This window comes from Streptomyces justiciae, assembly GCF_015163075.1.
GTDB lineage: Bacteria > Actinomycetota > Actinomycetes > Streptomycetales > Streptomycetaceae > Streptomyces > Streptomyces justiciae.
Genome location: NZ_JADDXU010000003.1, coordinates 741211 through 764679, shown reverse-complemented (window position 1 = coordinate 764679; position 23469 = coordinate 741211). Strand labels below are relative to the sequence as shown.

Here is a 23469-nt window from a genome sequence, read left to right as displayed (position 1 = left end):
AACCGACTGTCGTCAAGTGCCCTGTTGCACCCATGTGCTGGCACTGTGCTGTGCCTGTGAGTGCGATTGCCAATTCGTTTCGGGCGCCGGGCGGGGGGTCACGGGGGCGAGCGCGGGCAGGTGGACCGTGAAGACGGTCCGTCCCGGCACGCTGTCCACGGTCACGGCACCGCCGTGCGCGGTCGCCACGGCCTGCACGATGGCGAGCCCGAGCCCGGTCGACCCGGAGGCCCTGGACCGGGACGAGTCACCGCGCGCGAACCTCTCGAAGACATGCGGCAGCAAATCCGGTGGGATGCCCTGGCCGTTGTCCTCGACGTCCACGCACATCCAGGGGCCGCGCCGCTGGACGCGGGCGGTGATGGTGGTGCCGGGGGCGGTGTGCTTGCGGGCGTTGCCGAGGAGATTGACCAGCACCTGCTGGACACGGGCCGCGTCCGCGGACACGAGCGCGGGCTCGTCGGGCAGGTCCAGCCGCCAGTTGTGCTCCATGCCGGCGGCACGGGAGTCGCTGACGGTGTCGACGACGAGGGGGATGAGGTCGGTCTGCTCGAACTGGAGAGGCCGACCGGCGTCGAGCCGCGCGAGCAGCAGCAGGTCCTCCACCAGCAACGTCATACGCCCCGCCTCGGACTCGATGCGTCCGAGGGCGTGGCGGGTGTCGGGGCCGATCTGCTCTCTGCCGCGCCGGGTGAGCTCGGCGTAGCCGCGGATGGAGGCGAGGGGGGTTCTGAGCTCGTGACTGGCGTCGGCGACGAACTGGCGTACGCGCATCTCGCTCTGCTGGCGGGAGTGCAAGGCTGCGTGGACGTGGTCCAGCATTCTGTTGAGCGCGACGCCCACCTTGCCGACCTCGGTGTTCGGGTCACACTCGGACTCGGGGACCCGCTCGCTGAGGTTCACCTCGCCGGTGTGGAGGGGGAGTTCGGAGACCCGGGTGGCCGTCTCGGCGACGCGACGGAGGGGGCGGGTGGCTACGCCGACGATGACGGTACCGGCGATGCCTGCGGCTACCAGGCCGGCGGCGGTGACGCTGGCTTCTACGGCTATGAGGGTGTTGAGGGTGTTGTTGACGCCGGAGGTGGGGATGGCGACGTAGTAGCTGTTGCCGGCGTCGGTGGTCTTGAACACGACGCGGTACTCGCCGAGGCCGGGGAGATCGACGGTGTGCTCGCCATCACCCTGGGAGACCTCGTTCAGCGCCGACTGCGCGGCCTCGCCGACGCTCTCGGCCTTCATCCCGCTGACGTCGGTGGTGTCCTCGTCCTTCTCACCGACCCGGGCATCGGTGATGCTGCCGTTCACGACCTTGGCGATGATCGTGCCCGCCGGCTGCGGGCCACGTGTGACGAAGTCATCGAGGCTGAGGTTGCTCACCTGGGAGTTCTGGGGAACGGCGGCACCGCCCTTGTCTCCCGCGCCGGGCGGCTTGCTGCCCATGTACACGCGCGCCGAGACGTCACCCAGCTGCTTGTCCAACTGGTCGTACAGATGCGACCGCAACGCCAACGTCGTCACAGTCCCGATCACCGCACACACCACGGCGATCAGCACAACGGACGCGACGACGAGCCGCGCCCGCAGGGTACGCGGCTTGCCCAGTCGCTTCTTCTGCGGACGCGGCCGTCGTCGTCCGCTCATGACGCCGCGGGCTTGATCAGGTAACCGGCGCCGCGCCGGGTGTGGATCATCGGCTCGCGACCGGCGTCGATCTTGCGGCGCAGGTAGGAGATGTACAGCTCGACGACATTGGCCTGGCCGCCGAAGTCGTAGGACCACACGCGGTCCAGGATCTGCGCCTTGCTGAGCACCCGCCGCGGGTTGCGCATCAGGAAGCGCAGCAGCTCGAACTCGGTCGCGGTGAGGTGGATGGACTCCCCGGCCCGCGAGACCTCGTGGCTGTCCTCGTCCAGGGTGAGGTCACCGACGACCAGCACGGAGTCGGAGCGCCGGTCGGCGGCACCGGAGCGCCGGATGAGGCCACGCAGCCGAGCCACGACCTCCTCGAGGGAGAACGGCTTGGTGACGTAGTCGTCGCCCCCGGCGGTGAGCCCGGCGATACGGTCCTCGACGGCGTCCTTCGCGGTGAGGAACAGGACGGGGACGTCCGGCAGCTCACGCCGCAGCCGCCCGAGGACGGTCAGGCCGTCCATGTCGGGCAGCATCATGTCGAGAACGACGGCGTCGGGCCGGAACTCCCGCGCGGTCTGGATGGCACCGGTGCCATCCCCCGCACTCCGGATCTGCCATCCCTCATAGCGCAGGGCCATGGACAGCAGTTCGGTGATCGACAGCTCGTCGTCCACCACAAGCACTCGGACGGGGCTCCCGTCCGGCCTCAGCAGTTCGGTGCGCCCCTGGGGCGAGGTCGTGGTCATGGTGAACACACTGTCGGGACGCTCTGAGAACAGGCTTTCGGCTTCCTGTGATTTCCCTGAGAAACGCACAGGGAACACCAAGACAACGCTGGCCGTACCCCGTCACGCCAAGGATTCAGCCCCCTTTTGTGATGCTCTGCACCCCGCTCCCGGCCTCGTCCTTCAAAGGAAACCCTTTCGGGAACCTGTCACCGCCTCCCCCTGTCTCCCTCCGTCCGTCAGAACAACCCGTCCGTCAGAACAACCCGTCCTGCACTCCCGCCTCCCTCCTGAACTCCCGCACCGGCACCGAGACTTCCGCCCCCTCCACCGGCACCAGCCCCCACCCCGTCATCAACCGCGTGTCCAGCACGACCACCCCGCCCCCCGTGTCCAGATGCAGATCCGGCCCGGCGGCGGCGACCAACCGTCCGCCCACCGCGCCGCCCGCGACGAGCTCGGCCACCTCGCCGGCGGCGTCCGGCAGGCCCGCGAGGCCGAACACCTCCACGTGGTCCACGGGCCGGAAGGGCTCGGCCCGCAGCGACTCCGGCCAGGCACCCAACGCCAGCGCCCGCCCGTGCAGTTCCGCGATCTCGGCCGCCCGCTCCGCCTCCGCCCCCGGCAACGCGGACCGCACCGCGCGCTTGTCGGCGTACGGAATCCGGTCCGGCACCCGGAGGGCGGCCCGCAGCAGCTCCTCCGTGCGCCGGGCGGCCATCAGCGGGCCGACGCCGAGCCAGCTGAAGCAGACGGCTCCCTGTTCCAGCAGTCGCGCGGAACCCCGCTCCTCAGCCGTGATCCCGACCTTGGTCATGCCGGGCCCGAACCAGGCCAGATATACGTGGTACGGGCGCGGGTCGTCCGCGATGGTGTCGGCGGCCACGGAGTGCGCCCGGTCCAGCCGCGCACACTCCTCGCACCGCGCCCCCGTGCTCCGCCCCGACACGGCCGCCCGCACCGGACACGCATGCCCCCGCGCTCCCACACACGTCCGCACACCCCCGTCCGCGACCCCGAAGGCCACCCGTTTCCCCCAGGTCAGCGCGCTGCGCCGACCGCCGTCCCACGCCAGCACGGGACCGTCCGCCGACCATCGCAGCCCCGAGCACTTCCATGCCTGTGCCATCTCTGACGAGAGTAGGGGCCGGCACTGACAACGGGCCGATCAGCCGACCACGTCCGACGGCACCACCGCTCAGCCACCGGCGTCCGCGGTGACGACCTCCGGCTCGGCGGCGGCGACCACCGGTACCGCGGCCCGCCGCCCCCGCCCCGCCAACCGGCACCCCACACACCCCGGATGCCCGTCCCGCGCCGACAGGTCCCGCGTCCGCATCCCCCACTCCTCCCGCGGCCGGCGCCCCGGCGGCTTGCCCCAGCCCGCCAGATGCAGGCCCCAGGTGACAAGGACCCCCAGCACCACCAGGGCACCCCCGCCCGCCAGCACCGGGACCGACACCATGACCACCCCGAGGCCCAGGACGACACCACCGACCGTGGCCACGGCGCATCCGGTCCACCCCGCGATCGTGTGCCCCTCGTCATACTGGTGCGCACTCACGTTCCAGCCTCCCGCCCACAGCAGAACCGCTCGAATCTCTCACGTCGTAAGTAATTTAGCAGCTAAATCTCTCACGATCTAAGGTAATTCACGGATGCACGCCAAGCCCCGCCCCGCCACGACCCCGGCCGAGGCGCTGTCGTCGATGGACTCCCTCATCGCGACGCACCTGCTCGGCCAGCAGGAGATGGCCCAGCGGCTGGGCCTGAACGTCACCGACCTGCTCTGCTTCGCCTGCGTCCTGAAGGCCGGCGAGAACCTGCTCACCGCTGGCGACCTCGCGGAGCACGCCCACGTCACCACCGGCGCGATGACCGGCATCCTCAACCGCCTGGAACGCGGCGGCTTCATCACCCGCCGCCCCGACCCGAACGACCGCCGCCGCGTCCGCGTCGCCGCCGTCCCGGCCGCGGTCGCCCGGGTCACGGCCCTGTACGGCCCCTACTACGCCCGCCTCGACACCCTCTTCGCCGACTACTCCGCCGCCGAGATCGCCGTACTGAACGACTGGTTCACGCGGACGGCAGGCCTCGCGCTGGAGTACGTCGAGGAGCTGCGCGGCCAGGACGCGGAGGACGCCGGGCGCACCAAGCAGGCGTAGCCGAAGGGAGCCCAAGTAGGGCGTGACCCAAGGGAGATGGTGGAGCTGGCCCTACCCCCGTTCCGGGAGGGCACACCATCGTTTCGCGAGGCCCGCCGGGAGATCGTGGAGCACGTCAGCAGCTCCCCGACCGCCCCGGAAGGACACCGCCATGGAGACGCACCGCACGGAGCGCCCGGACGTGCAGCAGGGGGTGGGCGCGCTCACCTCCTTCGTCCGGTTCGTGATGTGCGGCGGGGGCGTGGGGCTGCTGGCCGGCGCGGCGGTCCCGCTGCTGGCGACGGTCATGCCCTGGGCGTTGGCGAACGCGGTGATCACGGTCGCGTCCACCCTTCTCTGCACCGAGCTGCACGCCCTGTTCACGTTCGGCACCGGCCGCCGCGCCGGACTGCGCCGCCATCTCCAGTCGGCGGGTTCGGCGACGGTGGCCTACGTGGTGACCTGCGCCGCGATGCTCCTGCTGCACGCCGTGGCGGCCTCGCCGGGCCTCGCCTGGGAGCAGGCCGTCTACCTGGGCGCCTCCGCCCTCGCCGGCATCGGCCGGTTCCTGGTGCTGCGGCTGTGCGTCTTCGCGGGCGGCCGCACGGAGGAGGCGGTGCCGGTACGGCCCCTGCCGACCGCCGCCCGCCTCCACCACGGCGACCTCGAACTCGCCCTCTAGGACACTCCGTTACGAGCCGTCCGCCCGCACCGCGTACACGTACCGCAGACCGTCGTACTCACTGACGTTCCAGATCACGGACTCGCCGTACGCCCACCCGGAGGCCCCGCTGCTGTGGAAGCTCAGGTCCTCGCAGCCGACGGCGAGGTCGGCGACGGTGGTGGCGGTGGACGAGCCGGAGGTGAAGGTGCGCAGGGCGCCCTTGGTGGACAGGCCCGCGCTCACGGAGAGGTAGTGCTTGCTGTTGCGGGAGACGATGCCCTGGATCTTCTTCTGCGCGACGGTCACGGCCTCGGTCGCGGTGAGCGAGCCCGGGTGCCGGTCGGTGTAGTCGAGCGGCCAGCGCACCACGTGGGGTGTCGTCTCGGCGGGGGCGCCCGTGCCGTTGAAGGTGTGGCCGGGGTCGTTGTAGGAGACCACGCCGTCCAGCGAGTACTCGCCTATCACCAGGCTGTCGGGGGTGCTGGCGCGGTCGAGGCCGATGGTCGAGTAGCGCAGATACGTTCCCGCATTGTCGTAGGCGTGGCTCTGCGGGAGGACGTACTGGTAGCCGTACCCGTAGTACTTGCCGTCGGTGTGCAGACCGCAGACGTCCTTCTCGGCGGTCTCGACCGTGAACAGGGTGTCGAGATCGAAGATCCGCAGGCCCTTGTAGGTGTCGACGACGTACAGCAGGTTGCCGTACCACATGATGCCGCCGGCGTGCTTCTGCACGGGTTCGAAGGAGTAGGCGCCGGTGGCCGTCCGGACCGGCTCGACCAGCAGGACGTGCCGATAGGTGGGCGCGGCGGCGGCGTTGTAGTCGACGAAGGTCAGGCGCATGCCCTTGTCGATGGGTTGCTCGTCGCCCGGGGTGTCGGGGTCGGTGTCGGTCTCGAAGTACCAGGAGACGAGGACGACCTTGTCCCCGGCGCTGTCCGGGTAGAGGCCGTTGCCGTAGGCGTCGGCGCTGGTGGTGACGCCCTGGGGTATCCAGTACAGGACGTCCTGGTCGGCGGGGTCCCAGGCGAAGCCGGTCTGGAAGGCCTCGGCGGTGCTGGGCGCGCTGCTCAGCGCTTTGGCGTCGCGGTTGGTGGTGGCTATGACGGTGGTGGCGTCCACCTTGGTCAGCCGGGCCGCCAACCCGGCCGCCAGCGCGGCGAATTCGCCGTGCTCGTTGGAGGAGCGGCTCGTCAGGGAGTACTGGTTCGCGGCGACGGTCGCGGCATGGGCGGGGGCGGCGGACAGGACGTTCGCGGCCGCGCCGGCGAAGGGGGCGGCGGCCATGCCCCGCAGGATCGTTCTTCTCGTCATGGTCATGACGCGAAAAACTAGGCGCCTTCGAACATGTGACACAAGCGCACATGTTCGCCTCAACGGGCGGGAGTGGCCGGGCACTTGAGCCCGCACCGGCCCGCCGCACCGGGTGGGTGGGGCTGGCCACACCCCCGGTCCGGTGGGCGACTCCATGGTTCCGCGAGGGGCGTCGCGGCATGGTGGAAGACAGAGGTTCTCAATGGCCTTCGGAAGGGCCTTGGGAATGGCCTTCGGAGGAACGCATCCCGTCCCAGGGGCTTGGCCCCTCGCAGGAAGGAAGCTCCCATGAACACACCGGCGAACCCCCCGTCCCCGGCCGACGACAGCGAACTCGCCCCGCTGCTCACCGCCTGGGACCTGACCCACCCGGCCGCTGCCGACCCCGAGTGGCGCCACCTCCTGGACGAGCTCGCCCACCCGCGCACGATCGAGGCCTTCCACCGGCTGGCCGGGGCGGCGGCCTGAACTGCCGTACGACGCCTACGAGCCGGCGGCCACCGTCAGCGTGTAGTCGACGCCCGTCGCGAAGTCGGCGGCCCGGCCCCGGATCTTCAGCGTGTGCACACCGCTCTCCAGGCCGGGCAGTTGGACCCACAGCCCGCACCCGGTGCCCTCGAACGTCTCGTCCGTGCCGGTGACGGGATTGCCGGCCGTGCCCTCCACGGTGACCGCCTGGTCGCGGTAGACGTCCGCCTGGACCTTCTTGCCGTCCAGGACCGCCGAACCCTCGACATCGTCCATGAACTGCACGCAGTCGGCGGTCCCGCCGATCCGGTTCACCAGGGGAAAGCCGAGCGGCACCCCGGCCGGGACCGGGCAGCTGCGCGCGGCCCGCGTACCGAAGGTGCCGGCCAGGAACCAGATGTCCTTCGGCTGGTTCCGCGCACAGTCACCGCCGTCCTCGTCCGCGACCGGGTTCGTCGACTCGGGCTCCGACGCCGCCCAGGACCACCAGCGGCTCTGGAGCACATCGGGAGCGAGCCGTCCCTGCTCGGACGAAGACGAGGACGCAGAGGCAGACGAGGACGCGGACGCAGACGCAGACGCCGTGGACGCCCGCTCCGACGCCTCCCCGGACCCCGCGTCCTCCGTGTCGCCCCCACCACCGCACCCCACCAGCACGGCCGCGAGCCCCACCCCCACGAGCCCCGCTCTGCCGCCGCCCCTGACCCTCATCGCGCTCTCCCTCCCCGGAACATCACCATGAAACGCGAAAGGCCCCGGATCTCTCCGGGGCCTTTCACCTGTGTGCACTCGGCAGGATTCGAACCTGCAACCTTCTGATCCGTAGGCGCGTGCACCACCATCGTGGGCCGCTCACCTACTGGAGCCTGCCGAACCCCCCGGGGCTTTCAGGCGTGCCATCGTACGCGGTTGTACACCCCTGTTGATGTCAGCCGCTGATGTCAGCGCAGCCCCGAAATGTGCAGCACCTACGGCTCGTTAGCCGATCCTCCATCGGGCAGACCGCCGCGCCCCCAGCGGTGCACCAACGGAACCACCGCGGCCACCACGCCTGCGGACGTACCGATCGGGGCCGCGAGACGCGGAAAGACCAGCACCAAGGCCACTACCGCGAGTCCGAGTGCAACCACCCCGGTGGTGATGAGTCGCCTCCCTCGGATGAAGCCGGCCCGCTTAGGGGGCTCCTCTTCCTCCACAGGCAGAGCCTCGGATCGCGGCGTCTCGGGATTCATGGGTACCGTCATTGCTAGACCTTTCTCAACCTGGGGACAAGGTCGGGGCGGCTCCCGTGCCAGCGGGGGCCGCCTTTTCGTTGCGGCCACACCACCCGTTGCCGACATGGTGGCAGTGAGTAAGCCCTCAGCCAATTCGGTTATCCACAGCCCCTGTGGACGACGGTCCCGTTTTTGTGCGTAAACCCGCGAAATCTGTGCACGACCTTGGGGAAAGGGCGGTGGACAACGAATAGAAATCCACAGGCCCCCCTGCCTGACCTGCGGAGATGCTGTCCACATGTGGTGGACTAGAAAAATCTTCAGGTGACTACACCGGGTGATGCGGACTCTCTTATTCCGCACCTACTTCTATCCGCGTAGACACGAAAAGGGGGCGGCATTTTAGCTTGTACCACTGACAACACGGATTGCGTCCCGACCGCCAGTCTCATGCCGTGAGGCCACACCGAACCACGAGGACTCTCCGCGTGGACGGACGGGCCACGATGGTCAAGCCGCAGGAGGCACCCATGGCGGAGAGGAGATGTTCGGCGGGGGAACGTCATCGTTGCGATCCGAGGCGAGAACTCGTTACGGGCATGGGGTCTTCCACCTGCCCGCCGTGGGCACGACGGCTGCCCACCACAGGCAGGATGAGGTGGGCGGCTGATTCATGCGAGCCTGATGCCACGCGATCGACCAACCTCGCGAACAATGGCACCCTTCATCTCTAGTTCCACGAGTTGGTAGTGAACTGAAGCACGACTACGCAGGCCAACAGCGGCGCCAATCTCCTGCACGGTGGGAGCCTCGCCACGGTCGGCGATGGTCTCCCGGATGACGCGCAAGATGCGCTCTTGGGTGTCGGTCAGGTAGTCGACCTTGTGTCTGCCCATGACGCCAGTAGAAACCTTGTTCGATTTTCGGCGCAAGCTAGAGGCATGAGCGACTTGCCGCCCGACCTGCCCCGACTCCAGATCCTGGAGACGTGGCTCGTCCTCACCCTGGGACGGGTGCGGGATCAAATCTCGGCGGCTGAGCGGCGTGAGGCCGAGCGGCAGCGTGGCATCCAGGCGCGTCCACCCCAGCCGGATTGGCTGATCGAGCGCGGCCTCAACCGGGATGCACCACCGGTGTACGTCCACGTCGGTGGTTGCCACATGTCGGGCAAGCGGTCTACGGGAGTAACGCGCGCGGAGGCGCTGCGGGCGCTCACGGATCGCGTAGATCCATGCCCGCACTGCCGACCAGACACAGAACTCGGTATCGATCTAGCCTGAGCTGGACGGAGCGCCGATCCATGATTGCCCTGAAATGAGGCTTTAGCACCTTATGTCGAAGAGAATCTGCGGCTTTTAGGTCGGGAGCCTCTCAGGGCTCGCGAATGCTCCCTATTCTTGGATCCCGTGCGAGTAAGTCGAGCGTGAACAGACCCAGAGGTGATCATGACTAGCGCGCTAGAGCCACCAAGCAAGCCGCCGGCGCTGCACGTTGAGATCAGACGACATCGACTGGAGAGCGGCAAATCAATCAGAGAGGTGAGCGAGGAGACAGGGATCAGCCGGACGCATGTCACGCAATGCGAAATGGAAGGGTTTCTTCCGAGATTGCCAATCGTTGACGCCTTAGACAAAGCCTATGGCGCCAACGGGTACCTTCTGGATCTTTGGCACAGGACTTCCGGTCCTCGTCAGCAGATCGTGGTGACAGGCGGAAACAACGTCATCTCCGCAGGGAGAGACATCTCGATTGGTCGGGCGGATGCTGGCGGACCAGCCCAGGAACAATCTGGCCCGGCGACACTCTCAGAACAACGGCAGAAATTCCACTTCAACTACCTTAACCGATCACTAACGCAATCCACTGTCATGTTCTGGGTCAGTGTCGGGTTCATGATTCTCGGCGCCATCATTATTCTGACTAGCGGGGGCATTGCTATATTCCGCGACGGTGGCCAAGGCCTGGATTGGGTTACTGGCCTGTCAGGTGCACTGATCACAGCGGCTGGCGGAGCCCTGCATCGTAAAGCGAGACAGAAGGAGGCTGAGGTCGCCAAGGTCGCGGAAGAGGTTGCAGCAAAGGTTGAATCTGACGACCGATTCCAAAAGGCGACGGCTGTTATCGAGCGCATTGAGGATCCTAAAATTAAGGACCGCGCCAAGACAACGGTGGTATTGACACAGCTAGGGTTCGAGCCGAATGCAGATGACGTGGCCAGACGTTTGCTTCAGGCAGGAGACGACGCACGCCCGGAAGTGACCCGTGGCCCTGAATCGGAAGAACCTGGCTCTCGGTAAAACAAGACGACTAAAAGCCTAGCGGCCGATTCCGAAGTATCGGTTGGCTATTCTTCTAGAGCCGCAATTACTGTCGCAGGATCGCCGTTATACAACAGGTGCGCTTCATCGCTGAGAGGCGGGAAGAACCGAGCGCGGTACCGTTGTAGGTCGCCTTCGGAGAAGTAGATCGAGTTGGGATCGTTCGCGTGGAACTCGTTGCGCTTGCTGATCCTTGCCCACAACTCGTCATGGCTGGCCGCGAGATAGACGAGCACCGGGATTGCCCCAGCGTCTGTGGCGAGTGCTCGCCAATGAGCCCGGTCCGCTGGGGTCCAAAAACCGTGGTCAACGACCACGTCGTGTCCAGCTTTGAGCTCATCAGTGAGTTCAACGGCTATGTCTTCTAGGACCGGCCGCTCAAGGGTGGGGAAGATCCCTCGGGGGAAATCCACCCCATAGACGCCGTGCCGACGGTACATCTCTTCGTCCGGACACAGCCGTACGAACCCGCGAGCGGTCAGGGCGCGCGAAAGAGTGGTCTTACCGGAGCCAGGCAGTCCGGCCATCAGGACACAAAACGGTGGACGTGGCGACATCGGTCTCGTCATGGTCATGGAGATGGCTTCCATCTCCGCTTCAGCTTCGGGCGTGATTGTGCCAGCTCTACGGGCCGCGAGTAGTACCCCTAGGCGGTCTTCGAGCACGCTCGCGAGCGTGTCGTCTACCACCGTCATGCCGACACCTCCGATTCCGTGCGCCACGTGCGGCCGGGGCCTCCGAGGTCCACGCCGAATTCCACGATGCTGCCCTTGCTGTCGACGAACTTTGCTGTCATGACAACCACTGGCTCGGTCGGCGGGTTCTCGGGGTCCAGTTCCAGGAGCCGTGCGTACTCCGGCGTCAGCAGGCTTGCGGAGGCAGTGTCGATGCGGTGGCTGATCGGGTGGCCGGTTGCTAGGGCGATGAGCTGGAGTGACGTCCCCCCTGTCAGTCGTTCGCTCTCCGCCAACTGGGGGATCAGCTTCCCGTACTGGGCAGGAATCCATGAGGTGCTGTGAGCCACGATGCCGTGCCGATCTCGGTAGACGCGGCTCCGGCGGATTACGTCGGAACCGAGCTGGATGTCCAACGCCTGGGCTACCTCGGCGGGCGCCGGCACCACGGCCGCCTGATGCGAGTCTGACCTTTCGCCTGCTCCCCAGCTAGATCCGGTGCGGCGTCCGCGGTCCTGGCGCTGCGAGCCCGAAGACATGGGAGCCGGCTGATCCAAAACCTCGGTTCCGATGCCGTGGATGCCGCGCACAAGCCCCTCGTTGCGTAGCTTGCGCAGGGCCTTCTCGGCTGTCGCGGTGCTCACTTTCCACTCTTCAGCAAGGTTCTTGATGCTGGGCAAGAGGGTTCCTGGCTCCAGTTGGCCAGAGGTAATCAGCTCCGTGTAGTGGGCGGCAATCTTCGCGTACGGCGCCCGGTTGTCCGCCTGGCCTGCCATTTCGCCTGCTCCCTGTCGTCACTTCCCTGAGGTTCCCTAGCCTACCGCTTGACACCGCAGGGAACCCTAGGGAACCTTAGGGATGTGCCTGCCGGACGGCTCAGCCGAACGGGGGTGCTGGACCTCAACACGCCCTGCCCTAGGGCTCATTCGAGGTCAAGGGGCCCGGGACAGAGCGGGCCGAGGGCGCACCCGACCCTTGTCATTCGGGAGGGCTTAGTGACCGAAAGGTCACGTCTCCATACGCCTACAACGGGGTCCCGCGCTACCTGATACGGGCGCGGCTCCCAAAGGAGACACCTGCACATCGCCCCGGCATTCAGCCGCGAGGGCGCGAGATCGGATCTCGCCCGGGGCTCTGCGGCCACTCGATGTGGCCGTGCCGCGCGTTCGGCGTGGCTGATCACCTCACAACGGCGCGCGGCTCCCGGGTGGCACCCCGGGAGCCGCTGTTCGGGCCGTTCCCCTGCTGAGAGGAACCACGACCCATGAGCCCCATCGTGACTGTTCAGGATGCTGTTACCGCGTTCGCCGACTTCATGGAGCCGACGGACGCGGAGCTGGACGCGATCGAGCGGGAGATGCCCGTCATCCTGGCGGACGTCGACCTGATCGACGCGCAGATCACCACCCTCGACCGCACGCCGACCGAGCTGGACGCCCAGCGCATCCGCCGCGCCCGTCGGCGGCTGCTCTCCGCACGCCGCACGCTCGCCAACCAGGTCGCCACCGGCACCGCCGGGGGTGCCGCGTGAGCACCCGGCCCGAAAACCTGACGGCCGCGCACGCTGAGGTGAAGGCGGAGATCGCCCGCACCGACAACAAGACGGCGCTGTTGCTGGCGTTCGTCGGCGCGGCCCTCGCCGGCGCCTGGACCATCGCCCGAGACCTGCCGCTGAACGTGCCCGCCTACGTGGCGGGCGGCGCGGGGATGGCGCTGCTGGTCGCGGCGGCCGGCCTGCTGCTGCGGTCGGTCCGCCCGAACCTGCGAGGGCGGCACGGCTTCCCGCTGTGGGCCACCCTCACCGCCGAGGAGATCACCCAGCATGTCAACGGCGGGGATCTCGCCGCCGACGTCGCGGGACTGTCCCGGCTCGCGGTCGCCAAGTTCACGTGCCTGCGCCGCGCGGTCGACCTCACCCTGACCGGTGGCGCCCTGCTCGTCCTCGCCCTCCTGCTGACCGCCGGGGGTGCCTGATGCACCGGACCGAGTTGACGAAGGTTCAGATCGGTGTGCTGACAGCCGCGTTCGTGCCGATGCTCGCCACCGGCGTGGTCGGCGGGATCGGCACATACAGCAACATCGGCCACGCCTACGGCACCGGCACCGCCCTCGGAGCGCTCGGAGCGGGCGAGGGCGCCACGGCGGTCCTCGCCCTGGTCCTGCTCGGCCTGACCATGCTGGGCCAGTCCTCCCCGCGCATCGTCCGCCTCGGACTGTGGGCCCTGCCCGCCGCCGCGTCCGTGATGGGGGCCATGGCCGCACCCGACCCGGCCCGCACCGTCATCTACGCCCTGACCCCGCTGGGCATGTCCGTCTCGGCCGAGGGCATGGCGTTCCTCGCCCGCAGGATCGTGGTGCACACCGACGGCCGCGACGCGGAGCACGAGCGGCACACCGCCGACCTCGTTCAGGCGCTCGCCTACCACCGCGCCCGCGCCGCCCAGCACCCGAGCGATCGGGTCAAGAAGTGGTCGGAACGCAAGTCATGGCGCCTGGCCCGCAGGATCGGGGTCGGTGACACCGCGCTCGGATCGAGGCTGCTCGACGTGCAGCGCGATCGGGTCACCGAGGGCGCCGATGCCGCCCTGGCGGCCATGTTCGGCACCCCCACCGCCCCCGCACTCCCCCAGGACGCAAATGCGGAGGAATCTACCGAGACCATCAGGAAACGGTCTATGGCTGACCTGGGGGAATCGACCCCCGCTCCGGTCGTCACCTTGTCCCGGTTAAGCGTGCCCGATCCGGTCGCGGTCGACCTGGGCAAGTCGATTCTCCCGCTCAAGCCGATGCCCGCCATCACCGCACCGGCCGCCCCGATCCCTGCACCTGCTCCGCGCACGGTGGCGGCGGCATCGACCCGCCCGCGTACGGCGACCGGTCGACTTCCCGAGTCGGCCCGATCGACCCAACCCCGGCGCACCTACGCGGCGTTGCTCGATGAGGCGCGGAAGGCAGTGAAGGGTTGGCCGGACAAGAAGGTGACCGCGGAGGGTATCCGCAGGGCGATCCACACTTCCCCGGCCAATGCCCGCAAGCTGCGTGATGCTCTGCTCGCTGAGCGCGCGGCCAAGACTGTCGCGGCGCCGTGATGTACGGCGTGTACGGCAAGTGCTTCGACCCCACCGGCGCCCTGCACGGCATCCCCACCTACCCGTGGAAGCTCGCCCCGGACGGCCTGGCCACGCGCCGGCAGTTACGGACCCTGGGACTGCGTCCGGGCGGTCAGCCGGTAGCGGCGCAGGTGATGCGCATCAACCGCCGTACCGGCGGCCCGCGCGTGGCCTATCTCTACCGCCTCGATCTCGCGCTGCCGGTACGTCCGATGACCTCGCGCAAGTGGGGCGCCCTCGCCCTGGCGATGCACGCCCGCCGCACCTGCCCGGCCTGCCAGATCACCTACAGCTACTGCCTGTCGACCCGGCACGGCATCTGCGGCCTGTGCCTGGCCACCGAGGAACAGCGCACCGCTGGCTGAACCCCAACACCCCACCATCTGCAAGGAGTTGCTGTGAGCAGCATCCCGCGCACCACCTTCGTCTACGACTGGCACGGTTGGGTGGACGTTGCCGGACACGGGAAGGTGTGGGCGATCGGTACGGTCGTCCCGCCCGTCGGCGCCCCCTACTGCCGCGCCAAGGCGATGGGGGACATCCTGGCGTGGCTCGCCGACCAGGGCGCCACCGCCACCCCCGACGCCATCTCCATCATGCTCATCCCCGCCCCGCCCACGTCGACCGCCGACGCGTCCGGGGGGTGCTGAGCATGGGCAGGCCAAACACCCGCCGCCTGGACAAGGAAATCGAGCACACCCGGCGGAAGATCGAAGCGGTCCACAATGACGAGTGGTGGCCGCTGACCAGCAGCGAACGCCGCCAGATCACCGGCGCCCTGGTGCGCGGCTCCTACCGCGCCGCGCGGAGCAAGAGCACCGGTCGTGCGGAGCACCGGCTGGAGATGCTCAAGCAGTCGGTTCTGACCCGGCTGACTGCTGAGATGACCGCGTTGCAGACCGAGCGGCAGCGCATCGTCAGCGAGTATGCGCAGGCCAAGGCCGCGAAGAAGTCCTCGGGCTGGTGGTGACCATGGCCCGCACGCAGACGCCTCCGGACGAGTGCCCGCAGTGCTGGCAGCACGCCCACGACCGCAGCATCCACCGCCGCCTCCGTCCCCGTGAGGACTGCGGGCCGTGCGTGGATCACATGGTCAACGGCTGCCCGAACCGGGTGCCGAAGAAGAAGTCGAGTTGGTGGTGACCACGCCCACCGCGCACATCCCGCACGTTGTGTGACCTGCACGTTCCTGCCTTGAGCGTCGGGGCGGCCGTCCCTGCCACGGTCCCGACCGCCCCGACCTCTTTCTCTCAACTCCCGCCCGCATGAGGGCAGTCAGGAGCAGTCCCAGCATGACCGAGAACGTCATCAACCTGCACAAGGACACCGACCCGCCCGCCGACGCCGGCACCGTGACCACCCTGACCGTGGTCACCGACCTCGCCCCGGCCCCGCTCGTGCCGTTGTGGGTGCGCTCCGGTCGCGCCATACGGCGTATCGCTACCGATGAGCGGACCACGACCGCCGGCCGCGCCATCGCCCGGCACAGCCTCTACACGTTCAACGGGGGCCGGATCATGGCCCGTCGCACGTGGGACGGCCGGACCGGGGCCCGCTATGAGCGCATGCTCCGCGCCGCCGAAGCCCAAGGCAACTTGGAGGTCGCGGAGGAATGGGAGGAGCGTCTCCAGCGCTTCCGCGACGCCCGCCACCGCCGCCGCATGGACCTGCTCCACTCCCCGCTGGACGCGGCCAAGGGCGTCGCCGTGGGCACCGGCATGAGCATCGGCATCCTGGTCGCCCTCGGCATCGTCATGGCCCTGAACACCAAGGACGTCAAAGACGTCATCACCCCGCTCTCGGCCACCATCGAGTTCATCGGCGCCCTGATCCACATCGTCCAGGTGATCTGGCCGTACGCGGTCGTCCTCGGCCCGCTGTTCGCGCTGCTGGGTATGTGGTCGGTCGGCCGGCAGCAGCAGGCCGCACCCCAGTGGGCGCTGCCCGCCAACGTCCGCTCGGGCGAGGGCGAGCCGATCACCCCGTCGATCGTCGTCAAGGCCCTGCGGGACCTGGGCATCCCGGCCCTGCGGAACGCCATCAAGGAGATGGGCGATGTCGGCGCGTCCATGCTCTCGCCGATCACGATCGCCGGATGCGGTGTCGAGGTCGACGTCACCCTCCCCTCGGGGGTGTCCACGAACGAGGTGCAGCAGCGTCGGCGCAAGCTCGCGGAGAACCTCACCCGGCACGAGCACGAGGTGTTCATCACCATCCCCGAGGCAGCCCGCACCGTCCGGCTGTGGGTCGCCGACTCCGGCGCCCTCGATGAGCCGATCGGGCCCTCGCCACTGGTCACCGACGAGTCCCTCACCGCGAACTACAAGACGGGCCGCGCCCCGTGGGGCCAGGACCTGCGCGGCGATGCCGCCGCTCTGAGCCTGTATCAGCGCCACCTGCTGATCACGGGCCTGTCCAACCAGGGCAAAACCGCGTCCCTGCGCTCCCTGGCCCTATGGGCCGCGCTGGACAAGACAGTGGAGTTCCGGCTTGCCGACCTCAAGGGCGGTGACTGGGCCATGTTCGACGGCATCGCCACGGTCCTGATCCAGGGGCCGACCGATGAGCACGTGATCGAGGCGACCGAGATGGTTGAGGCCGTGGTCGATGAGATGAACCGCCGCATCGCCGCACGTCAGCACGACCCGAGCATGGTCTTCGATCCGCTGATCTGCATCGTGGACGAGGCACAGGTCGCGTTCATGTGCCCGGTCAAGGACGACGAGGGCCGCCCGTATGGCGGTTCCAAGGCCACCAGCCGGTACTTCATGGCCGTTCGTAAGATCCACAACCAGGGCCGTGTCGTGAACGTGCTGATGTGGCAGGGCACCCAGGACCCCACCGACCAGAACCTCCCCAAGCTGGTCCGCGAGGGCGCACACACCCGCGCCGCTCTCGCCCTCGGTACGGAGTCGCAGGCCGTCATGGCGCTCGGAGAGAAAGCCGTCAACGGCGGCGCCGCCCCCAACCTGCTGCGCCCCGGCCTGGACAAGGGAACGCTGGTCGTCGCGTCCGACGGCATCGACATCCCCAAGGGCCAGTCCTCGATCACGGTGCGCACGCACTTCATCGGCGACGACGACGCCAAGGCCATCGCCGCCCGCGCCAAGGCGATGCGCAGCGGCGTCACGACGCTGCACGTGATCGAGAAGGGTGTGGAGCGCGACGCGTTGGCGGACATCGCGAGCGTGCTGGGCAGCGATGCCCGGGTGCGCACGCAGGAGGTCATCAACCGCCTCGCCGCCCTCGACGCGGACGCCTACGGCGGCTGGTCGTTCCTCGACCTCAAGCGCGTTCTCGACGCGGCCGGCGCGGAGCCGTACAAGTCCGACGGCCGCATGGTCGTCGCCCGCGACCGCGTCACCACCGCCCTCGCCAACCGCGACGCAGACGGTTCCGCTTCCGCCTCCGAGTGACAGGGAGGCAAGCCGCCCCGGGTCAGGGAGACAGGGAGAACTCCCTGCCCCCCTCCCTGACCCGCCTCCCTGGCCCTGACCTGCACGAATGATCGTCCAGGGAGGCAGGGAGGCACCCCAGGTCAGACCCCGAAAACCCCCTCCACAGCGCACCCCGAAGGGGGTGCCGTTGCCTCCCTGACCCATGCTCGGAAGGGATTCCGCATGTACCCCGAACACGCCCCTGAGACCCCTCGTTCCGACGTCCGGATGAGCGCGGACGTGGCCGACGCGGAGGCGCGCCGGATCATCGACGACGCCTACCGGCCCACGGCCTACCGCGACCACACCCCCATCCCTGCCCACGGCGACACCCCGCCCGTCGCACAGCCCGGACGGCCCCCGATGAGTCAGGGCGCCACCGACGCAAGCATCGTCATGCTCGCCGGCGGCACCGCGACCACCATGGTCGGCGGCACGGCGGCCGTGCTCATGTACGTCTCGCAGTTCGCCGACCCGATCGTGTGCGGACTCGTCTTCGGTGCCCCGACCGCCCTCGTGCTCGCCCTCGCCCGCCTCGCCACCAGGGCCAAGCCCGCCCCTGAGATCCACCAGCACTACACCGGGCCCATCCACCAGGAACAGCACCACACCCACACCACCACGCGCGGCGTGTGGGCCCGGACCAACAACCGCCATTAGTTACGCCAAGGGCGACCCCTCACGTCTCGCCAAAGTCGCGGGGTCGCCCTTGTCTCCAGTCCTCTACAGACCTGTTGGAGGTCTCCCAGCATGACGCAACCCACCGACATCCGGCGAGTACCCGGCTACAGGCCCCGCCTGCTGGATCTGTACTGCTGCCAGGGCGGCGCCGGAAAGGGTTACGGCGACGCCGGGTTCGACGTGACCGGCGTCGACATCGCCCCGCAGCCCCGCTACCCCTTCCGGTTCATCCAGGCCGACGCCATCGCGTTCGTGCGCGCCCACGGTGCAGAGTTTGACTTCATCCACGCTTCACCGCCCTGCCAGCACGACAGCGAGTGCCAGCGCCTCCAGGGCAACACCCACCCGGACCTGATCGCCCCCACCCGTGCCGCCCTGGAAGCCACCGGACGGCCATGGGTGATGGAGAACGTGCGCGGCGCCGTCCCGAAGCTGCACAAGCCGGTGATGCTGTGCGGGCAGATGTTCCGCCTGGCCAACTACCGCCACCGCTACTTCGAGACCGGCGGCGGCTTCCATCTGGATCAGCCGGAGCACTCTGTGCATCTGGTGCCGCAGGCCAAGATGGGCCGCCCCGTCCCGCCCGGCCACTACGGGCAGTTCGTCGGCAACTTCTCCGGCGTCGCCCTCGCCCGCGAGGTGCTCGGGGTGCCGTGGATGAACCGCGACGGCATCCGCGAATGCATCCCGCCCGCCTATGCCCAGCACATCGGCCGTGCCGCACTCGCGCAGCTTGCTCCGGAATGGGAGGTGGCCGCATGAGCGAGCACCTGCACACCGCCCTGCGGCTCGCGGCCGGCGGTCTGCCCGTGCTGCCGTTACGGGCGGGGAAGCTGCCGTTCGGGAACTGCCCGACCTGCGCCCGCAACGCGTGCGGCGGCCGGCCGAACATGCGGACCCCCGGCCGCTGCGCCTGCCCGGCCCCGTGCCACGGATGGGCGGCGGCCACCACCGACCCCCACGTCCTCAACTCCCCTGGGTGGGCGCGAGCATGGCGGGAGGCGGCGGCCGTGGCCTACCACCCCGGCGGCGCAGGACTTACCATCGTCGACCTCGACAGCACGGACGCCATCGAGTGGGCCCGTGCCACCCTGCCCGCCACGCGTACCGTTCCGACGACCCGGGGTGAGCACTGGTTCTACCTGGGGACCATGCCGTCCTCGAATGCGGTCCGGCCCGGCGTGGACGTCAAGTCCCTTATGCAGTACGCCCGTTGGGTCGCCCCCGGCGAGGGCGCCACGGCGCCGCTGCCGGACGTTGTGCGCTCGCTGGTGGTAAAGCAGGCACCGAAGCCTCACAGGGCGCCACAGAGCCTCACAGTGCCCGTACCGGGCATTCGGGGCGCCTGCCCGCACCGCACTCCCGCCTACCTCGCCCGTGGCCTCTCCATGGCGGAGCAGCGCATCACGGAAGCCCGCAGCGAGATCCACGCGACGGTCTACCGCACGTTCCTCGCCGTGCTCTCCACCCACGGCGGATGCGGCTGCCTCACCGAAGCACACGTTGCCCGGCTGTTCACCGCCGCGCAGGCCAAAGGCGAAACGGCCCGGCACTGCACCGACGCATGGACCAACGCCCGCACCAGGTTGGGACTCTGAGCATGTCCGACGACGACAAGAACCCCGCTCGCGAGGTCATCGCCGACTACGCGCACTCCCACTTCCGCTACTTCCGCACCGCCGACGGCACCGTCTACGCACAGAAGAACGGCCACCCCGTCGCCCGCCCCATCCGCTCCCAGGGCACCACCGGAAGCCACCGCCAGGAACTCATGGTCGGCCTCTTCAAAGACGGGGTCGGCGTCTTCAACGGCACGGCACTCAAGGAGGCGTTGGACTTGATCGAAGCACTCGCGCTGTCCGAGGACGTACAGCCCGTGCACATCCGCGTCGCCCCCGGATACGACGGGGCCACCTGGCTGGACCTAGGCCGCGCCGACGGACAGTCCGTCCGCATCCACCCCACCGGATGGGACATCAAGGTCCCCGACCCGCGCGAGGTGTGCTGGCGGCGCACCCAGCTCACGGGCGAACTGCCGCTGCCCGCGCGGGACACGAACGGCAAAGGAATCGATCTTCTGCTCGGGCTGTGCAACTTCGCCACGGCGGAGACCGAGTGCCTGGCCCTCGCCTGGCTCATCGGCTGCCTCGGACCGTCCGTGCCCGTGCCCGCCCCGTTCCTCACCGGCCCCCAGGGCGCCGGCAAGTCCACCGGCGGACGCATGCTCGTCCGCATCATCGAAGGGATGACCGGTGACCTGCGCCGCGCGCCGAAGGATGAGGAGAACCTGATCGCAGCGGTCGCGGCAGGATGGGTCACCGCGCTGGACAACCTCTCCTACATGACCCCCGACCTCTCCGATGCGATGTGCTGCATCGTCACCGGGGCCGAGAGCGTCAAACGCGCACTGTTCACCGACGGCGACGTCTACCGCCTCGGCTACCGCCGCCCCCTGCTGCTGACCGGAATCGACGTCGGCGTCATCCGCCCCGACCTCGCCGAACGGCTCCTGCCGCTGCGCCTGGAACGCCCGAAGGTGCGCCGCACGGAAGCCGAACTGTGGACGGAGTACGCGCAGGTGCTGCCCGTCGTCCTCGGCTCGCTCCTGGACCTCACGGTCAAGGTCCGCGCCGTGGACGCGGAGACACCCACCGACCTGCGCATGGCGGACTTCGCCCACCTGTGCGCGCAACTCGACGGCGCCACCGGCTGGGGGGCGCTCGCCGCCTACCGGGCCAGTCTCGACGACCTCAACGACGACGTCATCGAAGGCGACCTCTTGGCACAGACCGTCCTGCGCCATGCCGACACCATCGAGCCGGGGGAAGCGCAGCGCAGGACGTCCACCGAGTGGCTGCACTGCCTCAACCTCCTCTACAGCGGCGAAGACTGCCGCGCGCTGCCCAAAGGGTGGCCGACCACCGGCAAAGTCCTCTCCGACCGCCTCAAGCGGCTCCAGCCCACCCTTGCCGCCCGGGGCGTCCTCATCGACTCCGGGCGCACCAAAGAGGGCCGCTACCTCGAAATGACCCGCACCGCCGCCGCACCCCAGCACGAACAGCAGACGTTCTGACCGCACCTGCGACAAGCAAGAAGAGCACGCCTCGCCGCGAACGGGTGCTCTTCTTGCTGTTCGGCGCCCTGGCGCCGCCCGTAGGACGTGCCGCGCAGCGGCTCCTTCTTCACGTCCTGAGCCGCACCGCACCACTACAGACACCCCCTCTTTTTTCCTAAGTAGGGGAACGCTGCGTCACCTGCGTCACCAACACCCCGCAAACAGCATGTGACCTGCGCAGACAGGGGTGACGCAGAGCCCTTCGGCTGCGTCACCCCTGCGTCACCTGCGTCACCGATGACGAACAGCCTGCGTCACCGATGACGCAGCCCACCCCCGCTGCGTCACCAAAAAACCGCAGGTCAGACACCCTGAATGACGCAGGTGACGCGGTGACGCAGAAATCCGCACCTCGGACACACACGGGCGCGCGCGTCCTGAGCGCGGCCCATTCGCAGGCCCCGCCCCCAGACCGGAGGTAGCCGCGTGCTCACCCTCGTACCCGACGAGCCCCAAGCACTGACCGTCGCTGAAGCCATGGCGGCACTACGCCTGAGCCGCAGCAAGATCTACGACCTCATTCGCTCGAAGCAGCTCCCGAGCTACACGTCCGGCCGCGCCCGCCGCATCCCGGTCGACGCCGTACGCAACTACATGCGTGACCGACTGGAGGAAGCAGCCTGATGGCCAAGCGACGCGCCAACGGCGAGGGAACGATCACCAAGCGCACGGACGGTCGCTACCAGGCCGCCGCCTACGTCTACCGTCCCGACGGAACACGCACCCGGAAGTTCGTCTACGGCAAAACCCGCGAAGAAGTAGCCGACAAGCTCACGGAGATGCAGGAGAAGACCCGGCAGGGCATCCCTGCCGCATCGTCCACCATGGCGCTCGGCGACTACCTCACATACTGGCTCGCCACCATCGCTCCGCAGCGGCTGAAGCCGTCCACGCTCAGCAGCTACGAGGGGCTCACTCGCCTCTACATCCGGCCGGCACTCGGCAAGAAGAAGCTGAACCGGCTCACCCCGGCGGATGTGCGCCGCTTCCTCACGGAGTTCAAGACCTCGTGCCTGTGCTGCCTCCGGGGCGCCGACCACGAGCGGCCCGAGGGCAAGCGTTCCTGCTGCGCCGTGGGTAGGTGCTGCAAGCGTCTCCCGTCTGCGCGCACCGTCCAGTACATCCACGCTGTCCTACGGTCCGCTCTCCAGCAGGCGATGCGCGAGGAACTGATTGCCCGCAACGTCGCCCGGATCGTGGAGACCCCTACCGTGACTCCCAAGGAGGTGCGCCCCCTGGACGCTGCTGAAGCCCGTCTGTTGCTCAAGACCGCCAGATCTCACCGCCTGTACGCCCTGTGGCTCCTGCTCGTGTCGACCGGCCTGCGCAGGGGTGAGGCGCTCGCACTCACATGGTCGGACGTTGACCTCACGAATGGTCAGCTCCGAGTCCGCCGGAACGTGCAGCGCATCCGGCGAGAGTTGATCTTCGGCACTCCGAAGACGACGCGGTCCACCCGCACGGTGCCGCTTCCGAGGCACTGCGTACGAGCGCTCACAGAGCACCGCAGTCAGCAGGAGCGGGAGCGCAAGGTGGCGGGCAAGAAGTGGCAGGCCACCCCCGGGCAGCCGAACGGGCTGATCTTCACGACAGTGACCGGTCGCGTCACCGATCCCCGCAGCCTCAACCGTGTGCTGACCACCCTCTGCAAGAACGCGCACGTGCCGCGCGTACGTGTCCACGACCTCCGGCACACCTGCGCCTCGCTCCTGCTGGCTCAGGGGGTCGACGCTCGCACGATCATGGAGACGCTCGGGCACAGCACGATCACGATGACGCTGGACACCTACGCGCACGTGATGGACACGACGCTCCGCGCCGCCGCTGAGCGGATGGACGACGCGCTCAACCTCGACGAGCCGGAGGGGAAAACGGAGGGCGGAGAGGAACCGGCCAACGACGAATAGGCGCCGTTTCCGACCGCGTTGATGTCAGCCGCTGATGTCAAAGGCCCCTTGGGATGATCCCAAGGGGCC

At 68.6% G+C, this 23469-nt stretch carries 28 protein-coding genes; 19 read left to right on the top strand and 9 right to left on the bottom strand.

Translation table 11 applies throughout. From position 1 onward, the window contains the following. Positions 1-12 precede the first annotated feature (12 nt). The 4 genes from IQ210_RS11850 to IQ210_RS11835 form a co-directional block, all read right to left on the bottom strand. Positions 13-1641 (bottom strand): sensor histidine kinase, encoded by a 1629-nt coding sequence (locus IQ210_RS11850; RefSeq protein WP_194078855.1) that lies wholly within the window; start codon positions 1639-1641, stop codon positions 13-15. Beyond that, positions 1638-2378, bottom strand: coding sequence for a response regulator transcription factor (locus tag IQ210_RS11845; RefSeq protein ID WP_194078854.1), 741 nt, complete (start codon positions 2376-2378; stop codon positions 1638-1640). The genes IQ210_RS11850 and IQ210_RS11845 overlap by 4 nt, the downstream gene beginning before the upstream one ends. Before the next feature lie 235 nt (positions 2379-2613). Next, complete coding sequence (locus IQ210_RS11840; RefSeq protein ID WP_194078853.1) at positions 2614-3486, bottom strand: DUF2797 domain-containing protein; 873 nt, start codon at positions 3484-3486, stop codon at positions 2614-2616. 69 nt (positions 3487-3555) lie between these two features. Next, positions 3556-3921: an HGxxPAAW family protein gene (locus IQ210_RS11835; RefSeq protein ID WP_194078852.1), complete on the bottom strand. Its 366-nt coding sequence runs from the start codon at positions 3919-3921 to the stop codon at positions 3556-3558. A gap of 94 nt (positions 3922-4015) precedes the next feature. Here IQ210_RS11835 and IQ210_RS11830 point away from each other — a divergent pair, with 94 nt between their 5' ends. Beyond that, the gene (locus IQ210_RS11830; RefSeq protein ID WP_194078851.1) at positions 4016-4522 is read left to right on the top strand and encodes a MarR family transcriptional regulator; all 507 of its coding nucleotides are present in this window, start codon (positions 4016-4018) and stop codon (positions 4520-4522) included. Between the two features lie 151 nt (positions 4523-4673). Further along, positions 4674-5183 (top strand): GtrA domain-containing protein, encoded by a 510-nt coding sequence (locus tag IQ210_RS11825; protein WP_194078850.1) that lies wholly within the window; start codon positions 4674-4676, stop codon positions 5181-5183. Between the two features lie 9 nt (positions 5184-5192). Here the strand turns inward: IQ210_RS11825 and IQ210_RS11820 are convergent, their stop codons facing one another. Beyond that, entirely contained in the window at positions 5193-6476 is a 1284-nt protein-coding gene (locus tag IQ210_RS11820) for a hypothetical protein (RefSeq protein WP_194078849.1), read from the bottom strand. Between the two features lie 288 nt (positions 6477-6764). Here IQ210_RS11820 and IQ210_RS11815 point away from each other — a divergent pair, with 288 nt between their 5' ends. After that, positions 6765-6944, top strand: a complete 180-nt coding sequence (locus tag IQ210_RS11815; RefSeq protein WP_194078848.1) for a hypothetical protein — start codon at positions 6765-6767, stop codon at positions 6942-6944. A gap of 15 nt (positions 6945-6959) precedes the next feature. Here the strand turns inward: IQ210_RS11815 and IQ210_RS11810 are convergent, their stop codons facing one another. Both IQ210_RS11810 and IQ210_RS48200 read right to left on the bottom strand, forming a co-directional pair. Beyond that, on the bottom strand, positions 6960-7655 hold the full coding sequence (locus IQ210_RS11810; RefSeq protein WP_194078847.1) for a signal protein: 696 nt from the start codon (positions 7653-7655) through the stop codon (positions 6960-6962). Positions 7656-8829: 1174 nt separating this feature from the next. Continuing rightward, positions 8830-9318, bottom strand: a complete 489-nt coding sequence (locus IQ210_RS48200) for a LexA family protein (RefSeq protein WP_322656345.1) — start codon at positions 9316-9318, stop codon at positions 8830-8832. On the opposite strand from IQ210_RS48200, the gene IQ210_RS48195 reads away from it, so the two are divergent. Further along, positions 9292-9438: a DUF6233 domain-containing protein gene (locus IQ210_RS48195; protein ID WP_322656344.1), complete on the top strand. Its 147-nt coding sequence runs from the start codon at positions 9292-9294 to the stop codon at positions 9436-9438. The two genes, IQ210_RS48200 and IQ210_RS48195, sit on opposite strands and share 27 nt — an antisense overlap. Before the next feature lie 165 nt (positions 9439-9603). After that, positions 9604-10455, top strand: coding sequence for a helix-turn-helix domain-containing protein (locus IQ210_RS11800; protein WP_407699694.1), 852 nt, complete (start codon positions 9604-9606; stop codon positions 10453-10455). 47 nt (positions 10456-10502) lie between these two features. Here IQ210_RS11800 and IQ210_RS11795 read toward each other — a convergent pair whose 3' ends face one another. Together IQ210_RS11795 and IQ210_RS11790 are read right to left on the bottom strand one after the other, a co-directional pair. Beyond that, a complete protein-coding gene (locus tag IQ210_RS11795) occupies positions 10503-11171 on the bottom strand; it encodes an AAA family ATPase (protein WP_194078845.1) in 669 nt (222 codons plus the stop codon). After that, on the bottom strand, positions 11168-11926 hold the full coding sequence (locus IQ210_RS11790) for a GntR family transcriptional regulator (protein WP_194078844.1): 759 nt from the start codon (positions 11924-11926) through the stop codon (positions 11168-11170). The genes IQ210_RS11795 and IQ210_RS11790 overlap by 4 nt, the downstream gene beginning before the upstream one ends. A 488-nt stretch (positions 11927-12414) precedes the next feature. On the opposite strand from IQ210_RS11790, the gene IQ210_RS11785 reads away from it, so the two are divergent. The 14 genes from IQ210_RS11785 to IQ210_RS11720 all read left to right on the top strand — a co-directional run bounded on the left by IQ210_RS11785 (position 12415) and on the right by IQ210_RS11720 (position 23400). Beyond that, on the top strand, positions 12415-12681 hold the full coding sequence (locus IQ210_RS11785; RefSeq protein ID WP_194078843.1) for a DUF6284 family protein: 267 nt from the start codon (positions 12415-12417) through the stop codon (positions 12679-12681). Next, a complete protein-coding gene (locus IQ210_RS11780; protein WP_194078842.1) occupies positions 12678-13124 on the top strand; it encodes a Pycsar system effector family protein in 447 nt (148 codons plus the stop codon). Before IQ210_RS11785 ends, IQ210_RS11780 begins: the two co-directional genes overlap by 4 nt. Continuing rightward, complete coding sequence (locus tag IQ210_RS11775; RefSeq protein ID WP_194078841.1) at positions 13124-14239, top strand: conjugal transfer protein; 1116 nt, start codon at positions 13124-13126, stop codon at positions 14237-14239. The genes IQ210_RS11780 and IQ210_RS11775 overlap by 1 nt, the downstream gene beginning before the upstream one ends. After that, entirely contained in the window at positions 14239-14625 is a 387-nt protein-coding gene (locus IQ210_RS11770; RefSeq protein ID WP_194078982.1) for an RRQRL motif-containing zinc-binding protein, read from the top strand. Before IQ210_RS11775 ends, IQ210_RS11770 begins: the two co-directional genes overlap by 1 nt. Positions 14626-14658: 33 nt before the next feature. Then, positions 14659-14910: a hypothetical protein gene (locus IQ210_RS11765; protein ID WP_194078840.1), complete on the top strand. Its 252-nt coding sequence runs from the start codon at positions 14659-14661 to the stop codon at positions 14908-14910. 2 nt (positions 14911-14912) lie between these two features. Beyond that, positions 14913-15230 (top strand): hypothetical protein, encoded by a 318-nt coding sequence (locus tag IQ210_RS11760; RefSeq protein WP_194078839.1) that lies wholly within the window; start codon positions 14913-14915, stop codon positions 15228-15230. Between the two features lie 2 nt (positions 15231-15232). Next, on the top strand, positions 15233-15403 hold the full coding sequence (locus IQ210_RS11755; RefSeq protein ID WP_194078838.1) for a pRL2-8: 171 nt from the start codon (positions 15233-15235) through the stop codon (positions 15401-15403). Positions 15404-15552: 149 nt separating this feature from the next. Beyond that, positions 15553-17676: an FtsK/SpoIIIE domain-containing protein gene (locus IQ210_RS11750; RefSeq protein WP_194078837.1), complete on the top strand. Its 2124-nt coding sequence runs from the start codon at positions 15553-15555 to the stop codon at positions 17674-17676. Positions 17677-17880: 204 nt separating this feature from the next. Continuing rightward, the gene (locus tag IQ210_RS11745) at positions 17881-18357 is read left to right on the top strand and encodes a hypothetical protein (protein WP_194078836.1); all 477 of its coding nucleotides are present in this window, start codon (positions 17881-17883) and stop codon (positions 18355-18357) included. 90 nt (positions 18358-18447) lie between these two features. Further along, positions 18448-19140, top strand: coding sequence for a DNA cytosine methyltransferase (locus IQ210_RS11740; protein WP_194078835.1), 693 nt, complete (start codon positions 18448-18450; stop codon positions 19138-19140). Continuing rightward, on the top strand, positions 19137-19976 hold the full coding sequence (locus tag IQ210_RS11735) for a bifunctional DNA primase/polymerase (RefSeq protein ID WP_194078834.1): 840 nt from the start codon (positions 19137-19139) through the stop codon (positions 19974-19976). The genes IQ210_RS11740 and IQ210_RS11735 overlap by 4 nt, the downstream gene beginning before the upstream one ends. 2 nt (positions 19977-19978) lie before the next feature. Beyond that, positions 19979-21451 carry an ATP-binding protein gene (locus IQ210_RS11730; RefSeq protein WP_194078833.1) on the top strand — a complete coding sequence of 491 codons (1473 nt, stop codon included), beginning with the start codon at positions 19979-19981 and terminating at the stop codon, positions 21449-21451. Between the two features lie 468 nt (positions 21452-21919). Next, positions 21920-22117 carry a helix-turn-helix domain-containing protein gene (locus IQ210_RS11725; protein WP_194078832.1) on the top strand — a complete coding sequence of 66 codons (198 nt, stop codon included), beginning with the start codon at positions 21920-21922 and terminating at the stop codon, positions 22115-22117. Further along, on the top strand, positions 22117-23400 hold the full coding sequence (locus tag IQ210_RS11720; protein ID WP_194078831.1) for a tyrosine-type recombinase/integrase: 1284 nt from the start codon (positions 22117-22119) through the stop codon (positions 23398-23400). Before IQ210_RS11725 ends, IQ210_RS11720 begins: the two co-directional genes overlap by 1 nt. The last annotated feature ends 69 nt before the right edge of the window (positions 23401-23469 follow it).